At 62.1% G+C, this 16,883-nt stretch carries 12 protein-coding genes; all 12 read right to left on the bottom strand.

The genetic code is table 11. The annotated features are described in order from the left end of the window. Window positions 1-3: 3 nt before the first annotated feature. The 12 genes from icmH to tssC all read right to left on the bottom strand — a co-directional run bounded on the left by icmH (window position 4) and on the right by tssC (window position 16,883). Entirely contained in the window at window positions 4-1,407 is a 1,404-nt protein-coding gene (gene icmH / locus BUS06_RS34865) for a type IVB secretion system protein IcmH/DotU (RefSeq protein ID WP_074269493.1), read from the bottom strand. Then, the gene (gene tssK / locus BUS06_RS34870) at window positions 1,404-2,741 is read right to left on the bottom strand and encodes a type VI secretion system baseplate subunit TssK (RefSeq protein WP_074268798.1); all 1,338 of its coding nucleotides are present in this window, start codon (window positions 2,739-2,741) and stop codon (window positions 1,404-1,406) included. The genes icmH and tssK overlap by 4 nt, the downstream gene beginning before the upstream one ends. Window positions 2,742-2,849: 108 nt before the next feature. Further along, window positions 2,850-4,397, bottom strand: coding sequence for a type VI secretion system-associated FHA domain protein TagH (tagH, locus tag BUS06_RS34875; RefSeq protein WP_074268799.1), 1,548 nt, complete (start codon window positions 4,395-4,397; stop codon window positions 2,850-2,852). Then, window positions 4,394-4,942 carry a DUF6931 family protein gene (locus BUS06_RS34880; RefSeq protein WP_074268800.1) on the bottom strand — a complete coding sequence of 183 codons (549 nt, stop codon included), beginning with the start codon at window positions 4,940-4,942 and terminating at the stop codon, window positions 4,394-4,396. Before BUS06_RS34880 ends, tagH begins: the two co-directional genes overlap by 4 nt. A 2-nt stretch (window positions 4,943-4,944) precedes the next feature. Beyond that, complete coding sequence (gene tssI, locus BUS06_RS34885; protein ID WP_074268801.1) at window positions 4,945-6,831, bottom strand: type VI secretion system tip protein TssI/VgrG; 1,887 nt, start codon at window positions 6,829-6,831, stop codon at window positions 4,945-4,947. Between the two features lie 132 nt (window positions 6,832-6,963). Continuing rightward, a complete protein-coding gene (locus tag BUS06_RS34890) occupies window positions 6,964-8,493 on the bottom strand; it encodes a hypothetical protein (RefSeq protein ID WP_074268802.1) in 1,530 nt (509 codons plus the stop codon). Window positions 8,494-8,556: 63 nt separating this feature from the next. Further along, entirely contained in the window at window positions 8,557-11,259 is a 2,703-nt protein-coding gene (gene tssH / locus BUS06_RS34895) for a type VI secretion system ATPase TssH (RefSeq protein ID WP_074268803.1), read from the bottom strand. An 84-nt stretch (window positions 11,260-11,343) separates the two neighbouring features. Beyond that, entirely contained in the window at window positions 11,344-12,360 is a 1,017-nt protein-coding gene (gene tssG, locus BUS06_RS34900; protein WP_074268804.1) for a type VI secretion system baseplate subunit TssG, read from the bottom strand. Next, entirely contained in the window at window positions 12,324-14,210 is a 1,887-nt protein-coding gene (gene tssF, locus BUS06_RS34905) for a type VI secretion system baseplate subunit TssF (RefSeq protein ID WP_074268805.1), read from the bottom strand. Before tssF ends, tssG begins: the two co-directional genes overlap by 37 nt. A gap of 5 nt (window positions 14,211-14,215) precedes the next feature. Then, window positions 14,216-14,719, bottom strand: coding sequence for a type VI secretion system baseplate subunit TssE (gene tssE, locus BUS06_RS34910; RefSeq protein WP_074268806.1), 504 nt, complete (start codon window positions 14,717-14,719; stop codon window positions 14,216-14,218). A 59-nt stretch (window positions 14,720-14,778) separates the two neighbouring features. Continuing rightward, window positions 14,779-15,282, bottom strand: a complete 504-nt coding sequence (locus BUS06_RS34915) for an Hcp family type VI secretion system effector (RefSeq protein ID WP_074268807.1) — start codon at window positions 15,280-15,282, stop codon at window positions 14,779-14,781. 107 nt (window positions 15,283-15,389) lie between these two features. Next, window positions 15,390-16,883 (bottom strand): type VI secretion system contractile sheath large subunit, encoded by a 1,494-nt coding sequence (gene tssC / locus BUS06_RS34920; protein ID WP_074268808.1) that lies wholly within the window; start codon window positions 16,881-16,883, stop codon window positions 15,390-15,392.

Genomic DNA, 16,883 nt, shown 5'->3' on the forward strand with positions numbered 1-16,883 from the left:
GGCTCAGTTCTCCGGGATGTAGAGGATTTCGACGCGCCGGTTGCGCGCCCGGTTAGCGGGCAGATCGGCCGGCGTGGCGATCGGCTGCGACGAACCTGCGCCGTTCGACTCGAGCCTGCGCGGATCGTCGAGGCCCTGCGCGAGGATTTGCGCGGTGTTCTGCGCACGCGCCGTCGACAATTCGAAGTTGTCCTTGAATTTCAGGGAGCGCACGGGCTGGTCGTCGGTATGGCCGACCACGACAACCCGGCCTTGCACCTGATTCAACGCCCACGTGATACGGTGCAGGAGCGGCACAACCGCAGGGGCGATATCGGCACCGCCGGACGGGAACAGCTCCGCCGCAGCCAGACGCACGGTGTCGCGGCCGTCGGCCTGCTCGTCGACGCTTAGCTGCCCCGCCTGCTCCTGTGGTGCAAACAGTTGCTTGAGCGTCAGATGCGCGGCCTTGGGCGTCGCGACCGTTTGTGGCGGCGCGGCCTCCTCGAGGCCGATCGTGGCAAGCTGCGCGTTGACGGGTGCCGTAAGTGCGTTGAGCCGCGTGAAGAAGAACAGGAACGTCCCCAGCACGATCAGGAGCGCAGCGGCGCTTGCCACCCACAGCGGCACGTGGCGCATCACCGGATTGCGCCGGTCTTCGACACCGCGCCAGTGCGGCGCCAGTTCGTCGGCGGGCGCTTCGCGAAGCCCACGGATGCGGCGGTACAGGTCGTCCTGAATGTCGGCCAGACGCGCGAGGCCGCCCTGCTCCACCAGATAGCGGCCGCCGAAACCCAACGCCAGGCAGATGTACATCATTTCGATCAGGTCCAGATGACGCGAGAAGTCCACGCTCAGTCGATCGAGGATCTGGAAGAACTTGGCGCCGCCGTAGGTTTCGCCGTGGAAGGTTACGAGCAATGTTTTCTGGGTCCAGCCACTCTGGTCGCTCCATGGCGCGTTGTTCACAGACTCGTCGAGCATCGTGCACAGCACGTAGCGCGCGGCCATGATCGTCTGCGTGTTGATTCCCGCATCTTGCGTATAACGCTCAAAGCTTCGCACGTGCGCTACGGCCTGCTCGCGCAGACGGCCGATGTCGACCGGTGGCGCCACGCTGTGCCGCAACTGCACCGCCAGCAGCAGTAGCGGATTGGCGGCGCGAACGAGCGGATTAGCGACGCCGCTAAGGAAGTCGCCCAGTTCGGCGCGCAGTGCGGCCCGCCTGGGCGGCTGGGCGAATTGACCGGGTTGCGTGGTTTGTGCGCTTTGTGCGGCACGCACGGTCTGCGGGCGCGGCGACATGATGCGTGTCGCGTCGTCGGCGTTGCCTGTAGCCGTCGCACCCGTCATGTCCAGCGAGTCACGCGGACGCACGAGGGTCGCGTCGGCGCGCACCGAGTCATTGGAGCGGTTGCCGGGATTCATGCGCGCACCGCCCACAGTTGCAGATCGAGTCCGGCAAAACCGCTGCCGAAGTGCATCGCGATGCCTCCGGATGTCTTCAGCATGCGCCACATCGGCGAGTTCCGGTCGCACTCGAAGTACAGGAAGCCAGACGTGTACGGCAGTTGGCGCGGCGCCACTGCCATCGGCGATACGCCGATGCCTGGAAGTTGCAGATTGACCAGGTCGCGGATCTTTTCGACCGGGCCGATCTTCGACTGCGTCGGTAACTGCCGGCGCATGTCCTCGGACTTCAGATCTGCTTTCGCCGCCAGCACAAAGGTTGCCGTATCGAGCAGCGTCAGATCGGGCACGACACCCACCCAGACACCGTACTTGCGTTGCTGCAGCGGAATCGCCACGGCGTTTTGCTCGAGCACCGCGCTCAGCGCGAGGCGCAACGCCGCGATCACCGGCTCGAAGCTCTCGCGCAGCGCCTCGTGGCGGTACGGCGGAAAGGCTTGTACGCGCTTTCCGGGCGACGTGAAGGTGGCAAGTTCGCCAGCCAGTTCGAGCAGCAGGCCGAATAATGCTTCAGGGTGCAACAGCGGCGCTTCGGCCAGATGCGCAACGAGCGGCTGATAACGATTGATGACCTGCAGCATCAGGAAGTCGGCGATCTCGGCGGCGCCACCACGATCGGTTTCGGCGACACGGCCCGCGAGTGCCTCGCCGCGCTGATGCAACAAGCCGAGCAGTTCGGAGAGGAACGTCACCAGCCGCCTCGCCGCCTCGGTGTTGAGCGCGCTCGGCATAAAGCCGTCATCGAGAATCACGCGCCGGTCGGCCCGGCATTCGACCACCCGGGCGAGCGGAATGCTCATCAGGCCTTCGGCGGGCTGCGACTCCGGCAACAGACGCGTGCTCATCCCCGCCACTTCGAGTGCCGTGACCCCTTCCATGCTGCCGGAGGCATCGAGCACTTCGGTTTCGCGCACCCGATAGCGAAACAGCTGGTCAGAGCCCGCGTCAGGCCACGCGCTGTCAGGTTGGGTTGTCGAGCGCAGCGGCAACGTCAGATGCACGACCTGGTCGCGCCAGTTCGCGTCGATGTCGAGCGGTGGCGGCAACGGATCGTCTCCAGGCATCGCGAACGGCGTGCCATCGGGAAACACGCCTCGCGCACGCTTGATGCCGAGCTTGCCGATCGCGAGCAGCTCGCTTTCCAGCTCGAGCTCCTGAAAGCCCCAGCCGTGCGGACGCAGCGCGCCGGTGCGCAGTTGCACGTAGCGTTCGAAGTAGCGCTCCTGCTGCTGCATGTGCTGCGGCCTGAGAAACAGGCCTTCGCTCCATACCACCTTGTTGTTCTGAGTCATGTCGGAATGCCGGGTAATGGTTCTTCAAGCGTCGTGCGCGATCGGTCGCTCACGACGGCGGGTGATAGCCTGGAATGCTTCGTGTCGCGATAGACCCGCGGACGGCCTTCAGTTGCGCCGCTTTTTCAGGCGCCCTAGCTGCTCTTCATAGGCGCGAGCGAATTCGTCGCCAAACAGTCTTCGAAAGCATTCGTCAGGATTCCTTGTGACTGCTTCGAACTCTTCCTTGTAACGTTCCCAATGTCGCGACCGGCCGCCAAACGGCAGCCGCCGCGTGCTGCCTTCGTTGAACTGCTCGATTCGTGCGGGGTCGAAGTGCGCAAGCATCGAATCGAAAGCGGAACGTACGCCGGCTAGCATCGCCATCTGATGATTGCGGATGTCCTCGGCGGCATCGGCGAGAGCGGCGCTACCCGAGAGAAATCCGCCGTCGGGCGCTGCGAGCAGCCGTTTGACCGACTCCTTCGCGGTCGGCGCGAACTTCAGCGGGTTGTTTTCCGAGCGCTGGATCAGCGTTGCGGGTAGCCGGAAGCTGTTTTTCAATTCTGCCCGGGCGCGTAATACGTCCATCATCGCGTCCACGGCGATCTCGAACATTGCGTCGAGTCCGGATAAGTTTGGCTCAGCGACAGGCACCTGTACCGGAGGCGTGGGCGGCGCTGTAAGAGGGGCGGCGAGCTCGGCCGACGGCGCACCAGCGTCCGCCATACCCACGCCTGGCATCGGCGGGGGCGGGGTTTCCGGCGCTGACGGTGCGCGCACGGGTGGCTCCGTCACCGTCTGCAATGCATCTGCGCCGGCGTCGGTGGCTGGCGCTTTATCCGGCGACTCGAATGCCATCTCCGTCGACACCTCACCTTGACCCACGTCCGCCGCCTCAGCATGCACGGCGGCCCGATAGCCGGTTGCGTCCCAGTCGTCCGGGAGCATCGGCGCATCGACGCGCGCCGCCTGCGGTTGCGGCGGCCGATACCGGTCGGCAACCGAGGGCGTGTGGTTCCAGTCCTGAGCCGGCGGCGCGAGCGGCGGCGGTTCATCCTGATACGAAGACGGCGCATCGAACAGCGCCAGCGGATCGAGGCTGGAGTCGGGAGCAGGCGACGTAGCGCCCGGTATCAAGCCTTCAGCTTCGCCTCCAGCGTCTGACCCGGCATCACGCGCCGGGCGAAGCAGCAGACTCAGGTCCAGCGGACTCCTGTTTTCATCCGCAGCAAACGCAGGACGCGCAAGCGCCGCGGACGCGGGTGCAGGTGCGGGCGTGGCTGCCGGGAGGGGTGCCGCTACGGGCGTTGCTACAGCACTCTCACCCACGCCACCGAAGCGCGTTTCATCTTCCCGGCTCAGCCGCACGCTCACCTCGAAGGTATCGATCTGCAACCGGTCACCCTCCTTCAGTGCAGCCGGCTCCCCCTTGCGCAACGGCGCGCCGTTCAGCAGCATGCCGTTGGTACTCCGATCCTCGATGAAGTAAATGCCATTCAGGTAACGTACGACAGCATGGAGGCGCGATACGCCTTCCGAGCCGAGCATCCAGTCGCACTCCTCGGAGCGGCCAATGCTGCCATCGCGGCAGTCGAACCGCTGTTCACGGCGACCGTCGAAACGCTGCGCGCGTTCGCCTTCCAGCGCGAGGATCAAGCCAGGCGCGACACTCATTGCAACCCTCCATCGATTCCATCAGGAATGCTCAGCAGATTCAGGGCGTCGCGCACAAATGCCGTGCGGCGCGCATCGAACTGCGCCGGCTCCAGCGCAGCCATGTAGGCGACTGCGGCACTCGCCGCAATCGCACTCAGATGTGCAGGCGGCGGAGTCGGCCGCTCATGGTCGGGATTCAGATTGCCGCCCGACCAGCCTGCGGCAGCGGCGATCCACGCTCCGATCGTCTGATAACGATGCGCTTTCGCGAAGGCGAGCGCGGCGGCCTGTTGAGATTCCGCAGGCTCACGCAGCCATGCCTCCGCCAGCGCGAGACCAGCCTGATCGTGCTCGGTCAGCGGCTGCCGGCGCCCACACTGGCAGGCCCACGCCACCGCATACCGGCGTGGCAACACACGGGCCAGCAGCCGCAGCGCATCGCTCCGGTGCCCGCCGTCGAGGAGTGCCTGCACGGCCGCACGCGCAGACGCGACTGGTCGCACACAGGCGATCGCCTGTTCTGAAAGCCGCATCTGCCGGGCAGCATCGAGGATCGCGATCATGATTACAGGATCATCGGAGCAGCACCGCCGAGCACCGCGGTCGCAGTCCCGATCAGTTGCAGATTGGTGGACTGAACGAGGCAATCGGCTTCCGACATGATTTCCATCGCCGCGACCGAACTCATGTTCAGGTTCGCCTTGGAGTTGATCTCCATGGCGAGGTCCGAGGTCATCGTGACGTTCATGTCGCCGTTCAGGGTGAGATTCGTGCCCGAGATCACGATCTCGCCGGAGCTGTTCATCGTGATGCTTGCAAGCCCGGTGACAAGCCTGATCTGGCTGGCCGCAGTGAGCGTGTAGTGGTTGCCCACCTGTACGTCATGGTCGTGTTCCGATTCTTCGCGCAGATCCTTCTGTGCATGGATGAGCACCTGCTCGCTGCCCATCCGGTCCTCGAAGCGGATCTCGTTGTAGTCCTCACTACCGCCGCCCTGATGACTGCGGCTTTTCACACCGCTCTGCGTCTTGTTGTCGGGCAAGCCATACGGCGGCATGTTGTCGGCGTTATAGACACTGCCGATGATGAGCGGGCGGTCCGGATTGCCGTCGAGGAAACTCACCACGACCTCCTGCCCGACGCGTGGAATGAACTGCGCCCCCCAGCGCTTGCCGGCCCACACCTGTGCGACCCGCACGGGACATGAGTTTTGCGCATTGGGCTTGGCCGGGCGGTTCCAGAAGAACGTCACCTGCACGCGGCCGTATTTGTCCACGGAGATGTCCTCGGGCGTATCCCCATAGACCACCGCCGTCTGCAGGCCCGCAATCACCGGCCGCGGCGTCGACGGGGCCGTGCGAAACGGCTGGCGGCTGCGGATTACCTTGAAGTCGCACTGGAACGGCTCTTCGCCGTCGTCCCCTCCGCCACCCGACGCATAGTCCGGTTCCACAAGACGCGTCGTGGTGTCGATCACGAGGTATTCCTGGTTGGCTTGCGTAAGCGGAAAGTCCTGGAGCGTGAAAAGCACGCCGGTCGCGAGACCGCACGCATCGGTGCTGCCCACACTCATCGCGAGCGGCACGTTTAGCGCGTCGGCTCGCACCTGGGCGTAGCGCTGTCCATCGGAGAGACGCTCGTCGTAACCGACGTAGTCGTATGCGTAGTCGTAGATGTCGAGGCCGCTCACGTTGTGCACGTCCTCCGTGTCGGTCAACTCTTCGGTGGCGAGCAGCGACGCCTTCGGCTTGAGGTAGTCGTAGTCGTCGAGTTGTACCTTCGTCGTGTTCACCGCATGGGCAGTTTCCCAGTCGCTGATCGACGCTTTCATCCGCTTGCCACGCTCGATCGGCGGCGCATACGGTATCTGCTCGAAGCCGGGCACCGTCGAATGCGCGCCGAGCGCGTCCGCGAGCACCATCGTGTGCGTGCTCTGCGTATGCGTGAAGTAGTAGTAGATGCCTTCCTGCTCCATCAGGCGGCTGATGAAGTCGAAGTCGCTTTCGCGGTACTGCACGCAGTAGTCGCGCGCCGGATAGCTGCCGCTCAGACTCTGCTTCAGATCGCTATAGCCGACATCGCCAAGTACCGACTGGATGATCTGCGGCACGCTCATGCTTCGGTAGATGCGGCAGTCGCGCCGGCGCGTGGCGAGCCAGGGCTTCGGCACGAGCCTGAACGTGTAGACCGCATAGCGCACGTTTTCGATGTTGACGAACCCGCCCTGCTCGCCTTCGCAGACAATCCCGTTGAAGTAGCGCGTATAGCCTTGCGGAGAGACGAGCTTCACTGTCATCGGCGTGCCCAGCAGCGAGCGCAGATCCACTTCGATGTTCTTGCTGATCGCTTCCAGCCGGTACGAAAACAGCTTGCCGAGCGACTCGCTAGCCGTCATGTTCGCGAACAGAAGGCTCGAGCCGAGCGTGGAGGTGAGCGTGATTGCGTGTGCCATGAGATGAGTTGCGTGCCGAGGCGCATGAGTCGTCGTGTTGTTACTTAGAACGACTGGGCTCCGCGTTTATTCCGTCGCTACGCACTTCGATGTCGGAACACGCCAGACCCGTTCAAGATGCACGCGGTCGTATCATTCGGCGCCTACCCCCGCTTGCACCCCGGAGATCAGTCTGGCAAGGCCTGATGCCTGAGCGCGCTTTGCGGGTTGCAGGTAAATTTCAAACTCCGGCACCGTGCTGGAAATTTCAAATCCAGTTTGCTCGAGGTATTCCGACGAGAATTCAATTAACGTTTGCAGGTGCGCTACCGCTGCATCAAAGACAGACTGATCGACTACGGCATCGTCCTTGATCAACTGGTAGAAGGAGACCTTGTCTACCAGGATGCCACTGTTGAGAATGACCGCCGCCACAGCCGGAGTCCTGCCAATACTGTCTGCAAACCAGGAATTGAAGTCTCCCAGTGTCAGCACGTCCTTCTTCTGATACAACGCCTGGGCATCCCTGAATATCTGGTTCATCCGTTGGATCTGGAAATGGCGCCTGATCATTTGCCACAGAATCTCCAGCGCCGACAAAATAATCGAATAGACAGGGGACGCAAGCGCCGCTGATTTTGCGTCAACCGCCAGTTTTCCTGAAGTTTTGGCAATGTTGTACACCCCTTCCGCAATGTCACTTGTCATCTCCTTACGGAGAGTGCTGGCGAGCATCTGGCTGATGCCGGGTTTTATTGAAATTTTTCTCTCGCGAGCCCGTTGCTCGATTTTCACCAGCGACGCCGCCGCTGTATCGAGCAAGCTATCGAGCACATCGAAAGAATCGGTCACCACTGCCCCGACAATGGGACACAAAAAAGTCACCAGACTTTTAGTCAGATTGCGCTGGACTTGCCCGGCCTTCTCAAACCGTTCATCGAGATCGATAGTCCGTAGGCGGACAGGCTGACCAAACTCGGCGCGAAAGAATTCCTCGATCGATTTGGCTCTGGCCTCAACAAACTGGGTAACCTTGGTGACCAGCGCCTGGTTCATGGCCGGCAGGGGGCGCGAAGCAAGTTGCAGCACATCTTTTGCCGACATCGACTTCGTACGCTCGACCAGCCGGTCCAGTACGCGCTCCTTGAGGTTCAGGTTATTGAAAGTGCGTCCCGCTGCATCGATAGACGAGGCCACCGTCTGTGCCTGCAACGAGGCAGCATTGTTGGCAAAATCGAATAAATTATCTATCACGCCGTCCGTTATGAACTGGTAACTTGACTCGGAGCATTCCAGCTTGGAGAGAAACATCAGAATGGTTTCCCGCGTCTTCTTTTCGTATTTAAGATAATTGCTCTCTCCAAATATCTCCTGCATGACCGAAACGAGGCTGCCTTTCTTTGAAATATTCCGCCTCGATTTACTCCAGTTCTCGTAGCTTTGCTCCTTCAGCCTTTTCCATTTCTCAAAGGCCGCAATCAAACGGTCGTAGCGATCCCTCGCAACCACGAAGGTATAATTCTCGATGCATAGATTCAGCGCGACCAACTCAGGACTAGCGGGACGCGCCATTGCCAGTATTTTTTGCGTCCGGTTCGCGTCTTCCGCAGGTTGGCCCGTTTGCTCCAACCATTGCGCGTATGTGAAAGGCAGTACGGGAAGTGTTTTGTCGAGTATTTGCATTATTTCCTCAGAAACGTCTTCGCACGAGGGATTAAAAAAAAGTGGCGCTTGCGGAATGCCCCATCACGACGTTGCGGCGGCCATGTCGATAGCAACCTGCTCAAGCGCATCGAAGCGATAGGCAAATTCACCGTCCTCCACGCTGACGTCCACGCACTCGACTTCCTCGCCTCGCATCGTCCGCGCCAAAAACTCACGGCTGATTTCCGGCAGCAGGGTATTGGTCAGAATCGCATCGATCATCCGCCCGCCTGATTCGCTCTCGGTGCAACGGCTCACCACCAGTCCCACTACTGCGTCGTCATACTCGAACGGCACGCGATAGCGATCTTCCACACGCCGCTTGATGCGCTCTAGTTGCAGCCTCACGATCTTCGCAAGCATGTCGCCGCTCAGCGGGAAATAAGGCACCGTCACAAGCCGCCCCAGCAATGCAGGTGGGAACACGTCCAGCAATGGCTCTCGCAAGGCCTTCGTGAGGTCTTCGACGTCCGGCATCCGTTGCGGATCCCTGCACAGCGCGGCAATCAGATCCGTGCCCACATTCGTGGTGAGCAGGATCAACGTGTTCCTGAAACTGATCGAGCGCCCTTCGCCGTCCTCCATCACGCCCTTGTCGAAGACCTGGAAAAAGATCTCGTGCACATCGGGATGCGCCTTTTCGATCTCGTCGAGCAGCACCACCGAGTATGGCTTGCGACGCACGGCTTCGGTCAGCACGCCGCCTTCGCCATAACCGACGTATCCCGGCGGCGCGCCCTTCAAAGTCGAGACCGTATGCGCTTCCTGAAACTCGCTCATGTTGATGGTGATCAGATTGTGCTCGCCGCCGTACAGCGCTTCGGCCAGCGCCAGTGCGGTCTCGGTCTTGCCCACCCCCGACGTGCCGGCCAGCATGAACACACCGATCGGTCTCCCGGGATTGTCGAGACCGGCACGAGACGTCTGGATGCGCCTCGCGATCATCTCCATCGCATGGTCCTGACCGATCACACGCTCGCACATCACGGACGCGAGATTCATTACAGTCTGCAGTTCGCTGCGCAGCATCCGGCCCACCGGGATGCCGGTCCAGTCCGCGGTCACCGCAGCGACGGCCTGGTAGTCGACGTTGGGCAGGATTAGTGGGCTTTCGCCTTGCAATTCGACCAGTTGCGCCTGGAGTTGCCTGAGTTCGGCGAGTGCGGCGGCTTTTGCGTCGTCGTCCATCTCAGGGTCTTCGCTTCTCAAGCGCGCGCGCAAGGCCAGAATCTGCTCAACCAGAGCTTTCTCTTCCGCCCACCCGGCTTCGAGATGCCGCAAACGCTCACGCTCACTCGCGAGCATCGCGGCAGCTTGCGGCTCGCGCTCTCCAACGTCGACTCCGACCGTCTTCTCGCGTGCAATGATGGCTTGCTGCGTTTCCAGTGCCTCGATGCGCTTCATCGCATCGTCGATCTCCGCGGGTACCGCATGCTGGCTGATCGCGACGCGCGCACAAGCCGTATCGAGCAGGCTCACGGCCTTGTCCGGCAATTGCCGCGCCGGGATGTAGCGATGCGACAGCTTGACGGCCGCTTCGAGCGCCTCGTCGAGGATCTGCACGCGATGGTGCTGTTCCATCACGTGCGCGACGCCGCGCAACATCAGGATCGCCTTCTCCTCGCCTGGCTCGTCGACCTGCACGGGTTGGAAGCGGCGCGTTAGCGCCGGATCCTTTTCGATATGCTTACGATATTCGGCCCAGGTGGTCGCACCGATCGTGCGCAGGTTGCCACGCGCCAGCGCGGGCTTCAACAGATTCGCCGCGTCACCAGTGCCCGCGGCACCGCCCGCGCCCACCAGCGTATGCGCCTCGTCGATGAAAAGGATGATCGGCCTGGGCGAGGCCTGCACTTCGTCGATCACCTGACGCAGCCGGTTTTCGAATTCGCCCTTCATGCTTGCTCCGGCCTGCAGCAGACCGATATCGAGCACGCGCACCTGCACGGCTTGCAACGGCGGCGGCACGTCGCCACGCGCGATGCGCAACGCGAAGCCCTCGACCACCGCCGTCTTGCCGACGCCGGCCTCGCCGACCAGCATCGGGTTGTTTTGACGCCGGCGCATCAGCACGTCGACCAGTTGACGAATCTCGCCATCGCGGCCCACTACCGGATCGATCTTGCCGTCGCGGGCCTGCGCGGTCAGATCCACGGTGAACTGGGCAAGCGCCTGCTGCTTGCCCAGTTGCGCGGGTGCCAGCGCACCGCTGCTCTCGCCGGGCGCGACCTGATCGGCCCGAAAGCCGTCAGCGGCATGTTGACCGTCTTCCGGCGACCCCGAGACAATGCCTGCGAATTCATCCGCAAGGGTCTCGGCGCGCACCTTCTCGAACTCGCTGGACACGTTAAGAAGTGCGTGGCGCAGATGGCGCGTTCGCAGCAACCCAACAATCAGATAGCCGCTGCGCACCTGGCTTTCGCCAAACATCAGCGTGGCGAAGACCCAGCCGCGCTCGACGGCCTCTTCCACTTCGGCGGACAGATCGGAAATGCTGGTGCTGCCACGCGGCAGCCGTTCGAGCGCGCCGGTCACGTCGCGCGCAAGATGCGAAGGATTCAGTCCGAAGTGACTCACGATGCGATGCAGATCCGAATCCTGCAACTGCAGGATCTGGTGAATCCAGTGCGCCAGTTCGACATACGGGTTGCCACGCAGCTTGCAAAACACGGTGGCACTTTCGATAGAGCGGTAGGCAAGCGGATTGAGCTTGCCGAACAGCGCGCCGCGACTGATTTCAGCCATGGTTTCCGATCCTGTATAACGTGAGGCAGCCGACGTGCGGCCGCCGTTGGGTTGAACGATGCGCGCGCCAGTGCGGCGCGGACTTTATTTCACGGGCCTCAGTACGACTTCGTCCGCATCGGCGGGCTTCGGATAACGACCCATCCAGGTGTTGAAGCCCATGCGGCCGGCCTTGCCGAGGTACGTCAGCGGTACGTCCTCTTTCTTCAGGACGAGTTGCAGATCCCATCCCTTCTCGTCGCCGACATACATCCTCACCGCGGCCACCAGTTGCCGTAGCGCGTCGCTGCCGGGCAGGAAGCGGTTGAATTCGTTGCGGTCCAGCGGCCCGATACGCAGCCGGAAACGCTCTTGCGCGCCTCGCACATGTGCGCCAAGCAGTGCGTCTCTGCCCAACGAAGCCATGCCGCGCCCCATGTGCAGACAGGCATCGCGCGGCAGCTTCATCCAGCCCGCGACAAACTCGATCACACGCACAGGCACGCCGAAGTAATGCTCGAGAAAGCTCATGAGTCCCTCGGCGTTGCGCGACTGCGCGACAAGGCGCCCAGCGAAGAAGCGCTTGTACTCATCGGGCAATGCATCGCGTTTCTCCAGATGCGGCGTAGCGATGCCGATCAGCGCACCGATATAGGTGCGAAAGCGGTCCTCTTCCGGACGATCCATCTGCACGGTCGGTTGCGCATCGGCCCACGCGCGATAGAAGAGACTCAGCATCCGGTGATGAAACACGTCGGCAAACGCGACCAGCGTGCGATCTTTCGCGTTGCGCTCGCGGTCCACGGCATGTTCGGTCAGATGCAACGGCAGGGGTCCATGCGGACCGAACAGGCCGAGAAACAGCCCATAAAGCCGTCCAGGCCGATCAGCGGTGCGTGTTTCGAAACGCTCGATGCTGCGCGACGGAAATTCCAGCGAAACCGCATGACCCAGGCGCACCGGATCTTCGGCAGGCCGCGTGGAGTGTCCGAGCCTGGGCAACGCCGGGTACGCACATTCGAGAAGCCGCATGGCCTCGAAGAACTCGAATGCTTCGGGCCGCGCGCGCAGCGCCGCCTCGAGCGCTAGAGGATCGGCCGTTTGCCGGGATTCGCGTGCCATCGGGCAACCTCGTTTCGTTCGAGTGTGCGCAACACTGTCTCGACAAACGAATTCAGCGAAACGTAGCGCGCAAAGAAGTGCTGCAGAACCGACGCAAGCAGAAATGCGCCGCTGCCCTCGAAGGCCGCATCGTCGCAGGTCAGCGTGACCTCCAGGCCGCGGCCATAAGTGACCGGTCCCGGCACGGGAATGCGGCGCGTGACCGGCACGGCCGCAACGTGTTTGATGCCTTCGATCTGGCGGCGCGTGGCGGCATCGAACTGGTCGTGATACAGACTGAGCATTTCGCGCAAGGCAGTTGCACCTGCTTCGCCCTCCTCATCGAGCAGCGACAGGTAGTTCAGCTGCAGATGGCTGATCAGACGCCAGGCGGATTCCCCTGTCGCGGTGGGCGCACGCGGCCGGGTGGGCCCCGCCACGCAGCGGATCGACGCCACCGGCGCATCCGTATCCAGCGTGAAGTCCGTGTACGACTTGCCCACCGGCATATGCAACGGCAGATCGCGATTCGTGCACAGCAGGCGCAAGCCCAATTGACGCAACGAGGTCGCATAGGGCGCGTCGTTCGCGTCCACCAGCGCGATAAAGGTTTCGCTGCCGACATAGCTGGAGCGTGCGCCCCGCTGCTTCTGACGGCTCGATAGCACGCGCGGCTCGCGCCGTAGCGTATAAAACGCAGACTGAGGGCTGTGCCATGTCCGCGAGGTGCTGTCGTAGAACGGCCGGAAACTTTGCTCGGGCTCCTGACGATCGCCGTAACCCTGCACGTCCAGCACGCTATGCACTTCGAAGTCCATCGGGCGCGTCCGGTCACCCAGCACGTGATATTCCGTGGTCCCCTGCTGCAGATGGATGCGGTCTGCGCGGCGTTCGAACAGATTGACTGCCGGTGTGCAGAAGAGCCGGAAATTGCTGGCATGGATGGCGTTATGCAGACGCGCGACGCTGCGGTCGAGCCACACCACGATCTCGAACTCGTTGCCGGCGGCACGCGCAAGCAGCGTGCGCAGGCCAGTGAACTCGACGAACAGGAAGCGCTCCGGACAGGCAAAGTATTCCTGCAGCAGACGATAACCGCTGAACGAACGGCCTCCGTACGGCAGCAGCGCCTCATCCTCGTCGAAGCCCGCCGCGCGCAACGCAGACGCCTCGCGATGCACCTCGACGGCCGTCCCGTCCTGCGCAGCCGCACGCACCGTATATCCGACGCCATTGGCCAGAAGTTGCTCATAGACCAGACGCGGCAAATCGTCGGCGCCGCCGAGAAAGACGGGCAAGCGATCGAGCGCGAGCGCCTTCGCAGGCACACCCGAGAGCGTCCTGAACTTCAACCGCAAACCCGCGCGCGCCTGCGTGCCGGGTGGCGGCGCGAGCCCTGCGGCGGCCAGCGCCGCGGGTGTGTCGAAGTATCTCGCCTCGGCAATCGCGAGCGGCCACAGCGTGACCTCGTGCGCGGTACGGTACTCGCAGGCTGTCCGCTCGCCGAAGCCAGTGAGGCTGCGCATCACGGTATACCGCGCGATCGGGTGGCCGGCCGCCGGCAAGTCTTCAGCCTCATCCGGATGAAACTGCACTACTGCCATCGACGGTACCGGCGTCAGGTAGTGCGGGTAGATCATCTCCAGCAGATGTTGCGTGAACACCGGGAACTGCGCGTCGATCTTCAACTGCACGCGTGCAGCCATAAACGCGAATCCTTCGAGCAAACGCTCGACATACGGGTCCGCGCATTCGAACCCTTCCAGCCCGAGCCGCCCCGCGATTTTGGGGTGCTCGCTCGCGAATTCCGCACCCATTTCCCGGACATGCTGGAGCTCGCGGTTGTAATAGCGTAAGAGTCGTGGATCCATTACATTCAGCCGAAAAGTTGCGAGACGTGAAACTCGCCGGTCTCGAGATCGACGTCGGTGCGCAGATACAGGCTAAGCGGCATCGGCTGCGCCCACATGTCCGCTTCGATCCGGAAACGCAGCGAGCGGCTGTCCATGCGGGCATGGTCCGGCTCGACACTGACCTGAACCGTACCGGCGATCAGACGCGGCTCGAAATCGCGCAGCGCCGAACGGATACGCTCCTGCAACAGCGCGATGTCGATGCCCGACAAGGCCGTACCGGTAAGATCAGGAATCCCGAAGTTCAGAACCGACTTACCCGCGTGCGTGAAACCCGCGGATTCTTCGCTGCTCCATTGGCGCGTGCAGTTGAGCAGCCAGGCGATATCGCGAGTCACGTACTCGCGAAGACGCAGCGCGGTGATAACACGCTCCTCCCGACTCTCTTCACGCTGTGCAGGAGCAAGGTCGGTCAACCGGTCGAGCAGCGAAGGCTGCAGACGCTCCTGGGGTGTCAGCTCTGCCATGCGGCGGGCTCCGTAACATTAGGGGATCCGGACGGACCCCCGGTATCGCGCCGGCCGGCTTATTCCTTGGTGACCTGCTGGATGTCGTAGGTGAAATCCTTGGTGCCACCGCTCGCCTTGCCCGTATCGTCCTGAGGCTGGAACGAATACTTGAACTTGCCGAAGTGCAAGGTGATGTTTTCGGTCAGCCGCTCGTCGCCGCCGCTGCCACCGGTCGATACCGACGTGACCAATACGCCTTCGCTGAGCTCGATGGTCACGTAGTCGGTCTGCTGACCGGTTGCGTTCGTCACGTATAGATAGGCGGTATCGATTCGCGCGCCCGTGCAGCACGCTTGCAACAGCGCGTTAGAGCAGGCGTCGACGTACTTAGTGACGGTAATGTCCTGGATGTTTGCCTTGCCGCCCGACGCATAGCCGGCGCCGGTGTGCAGGTTGCCGGTATTGCTGCAGCCCCATGACCAGGCGATGATGGGCACCTGGTTCTTGTGCTTCGAATGGGCGGAGGCGCCCTGGATCGTCACCGCGCCAGAGCCGAATTTCAGGTGCATGTCGAATGCCATATATTCCTCTACTTGTGTGCTGGAAAAGTTTGCCTGCCAGGCTGACAGGCCTTTGGACCCGGAGCATTGCCCTCCGGGTAGCGACTAAAAGTGACTTACGTGTGAGCTCAGGCCGCCTGCGCAGACGGCAAGCGCGAGACGAGGCGCAGTGAAACGGTCAACCCTTCGAGCTGGTAGTGCGGCTTGAGGAAGAACTTCGAGGTGTAATAGCCGGGGTTGCCCTCCACTTCTTCCACCACGACTTCCGCGGCAGCGAGCGGCTTGCGGGCCTTCGTCTCTTCACTGGAGTTCTTGGGGTCGCCATCCACGTAGTTCATGACCCAGTTGGAAAGCCAGCTTTCCATCTGCTCCCGCGTGCTGAACGAGCCGATCTTGTCGCGCACAATGCACTTCAGGTAATGCGCGAAACGGCAGCAGGCAAACATGTAGGGCAAGCGGGCCGAAAGATTCGAGTTGGCCGTGGCCGAGGGATCGTCGTACTCTTCCGGCTTCGCGACCGATTGCGCTCCGATGAACGCCGCGATGTCCGTGTTCTTGCGGTGCACGAGCGGCATCAGGCCCATCTTGTCGAGTTCTGCCGAGCGTCGATCGGTAATCGCGATCTCCGTGGGACACTTCATGTCCACGCCGCCATCGTCACTGGGGAAGGTATGAACCGGCAGGTTCTCGACTGCACCACCCGACTCGACGCCGCGAATCCGCGTGCACCATCCGTAGTATTTGAACGAGCGGTTAATGTTCACCGCCATCGCATATGCTGCGTTCTGCCATGTGTACTTCGACGAATCCGCGCCTTCCGTGTCTTCTTCGAAATCGAATTCTTCGACCGGATCGGTCTTCGCACCATATGGCAAGCGAGCCAGGGTACGGGGCATCGTCAGCGCGAGATAACGCGCATCGTCCGTTTCCCGCAGTGAACGCCAGGCGGCGTAGTCGGGCGTCGTGAAAATCATCGACAGGTCACGCGGGTTGGCGAGTTCGTTCCAGTTCTCCATACCCAGCAAAGAAGAGCCGGCCGCCGATATAAACGGGGCATGCGCTGCCGCCTCGACCTGCGCGATGCCGCGCAGCAACTCCACGTCCTGCGGACCGTGGTCGAAATAGTAGTCGCCGATCAGACAGCCATACGGCTCGCCGCCTAACTGGCCGTATTCCTCTTCGTAAATGCGCTTGAAAACAGGACTCTGGTCCCAAGCGACGCCCTTGAAGCGTTTGAGATTTTTGGCAAGCTCTTTCTTCGACACGTTCATCACCCGGATCTTCAGCAGCGGATCCGTTTCTGTGTTGGTGACGAGATGATGCAGCCCGCGCCACGCGCCTTCCAGTTGCTGAAACCCTGCGTCGTGCAGAATCTGGTTCAACTGCTCGCTGAGCTTGCGATCGATTTCGGCGACGTACGCATTGATAGTCTGCGTCAAATCGTCGGATACGACGTTGGAATCCTGAAGCACGTGCTCAGCCAGCGTGCGTACCGCAGCTTCGACCTCTTCCCTCGCGCGCTCATTCTTGGGCTTGAATTCCTTGCTCAGCAGTGCCGAGAATTCGCTGACCTCGGTGAGGGCGCCCTGTACACCTTGCTCGATCTGGTTCTGGCTTTCCAT

Origin of the sequence: Paraburkholderia phenazinium, from assembly GCF_900141745.1 — a bacterium.
In the GTDB taxonomy this organism is placed as follows: Bacteria; Pseudomonadota; Gammaproteobacteria; order Burkholderiales; family Burkholderiaceae; genus Paraburkholderia; species Paraburkholderia phenazinium_B.

What these genes read in the sequence shown, in the direction of transcription:
- icmH (WP_074269493.1), bottom strand. Translation starts at nt 1,407, where the DNA reads ATGAATCCCGGCAACCGCTCCAATGACTCGGTGCGCGCCGACGCGACC.
- tssK (WP_074268798.1), bottom strand. Translation starts at nt 2,741, where the DNA reads ATGACTCAGAACAACAAGGTGGTATGGAGCGAAGGCCTGTTTCTCAGG.
- tagH (WP_074268799.1), bottom strand. Translation starts at nt 4,397, where the DNA reads ATGAGTGTCGCGCCTGGCTTGATCCTCGCGCTGGAAGGCGAACGCGCG.
- BUS06_RS34880 (WP_074268800.1), bottom strand. Translation starts at nt 4,942, where the DNA reads ATGATCGCGATCCTCGATGCTGCCCGGCAGATGCGGCTTTCAGAACAG.
- tssI (WP_074268801.1), bottom strand. Translation starts at nt 6,831, where the DNA reads ATGGCACACGCAATCACGCTCACCTCCACGCTCGGCTCGAGCCTTCTG.
- BUS06_RS34890 (WP_074268802.1), bottom strand. Translation starts at nt 8,493, where the DNA reads ATGCAAATACTCGACAAAACACTTCCCGTACTGCCTTTCACATACGCG.
- tssH (WP_074268803.1), bottom strand. Translation starts at nt 11,259, where the DNA reads ATGGCTGAAATCAGTCGCGGCGCGCTGTTCGGCAAGCTCAATCCGCTT.
- tssG (WP_074268804.1), bottom strand. Translation starts at nt 12,360, where the DNA reads ATGGCACGCGAATCCCGGCAAACGGCCGATCCTCTAGCGCTCGAGGCG.
- tssF (WP_074268805.1), bottom strand. Translation starts at nt 14,210, where the DNA reads ATGGATCCACGACTCTTACGCTATTACAACCGCGAGCTCCAGCATGTC.
- tssE (WP_074268806.1), bottom strand. Translation starts at nt 14,719, where the DNA reads ATGGCAGAGCTGACACCCCAGGAGCGTCTGCAGCCTTCGCTGCTCGAC.
- BUS06_RS34915 (WP_074268807.1), bottom strand. Translation starts at nt 15,282, where the DNA reads ATGGCATTCGACATGCACCTGAAATTCGGCTCTGGCGCGGTGACGATC.
- tssC (WP_074268808.1), bottom strand. Translation starts at nt 16,883, where the DNA reads ATGGAAAGCCAGAACCAGATCGAGCAAGGTGTACAGGGCGCCCTCACC.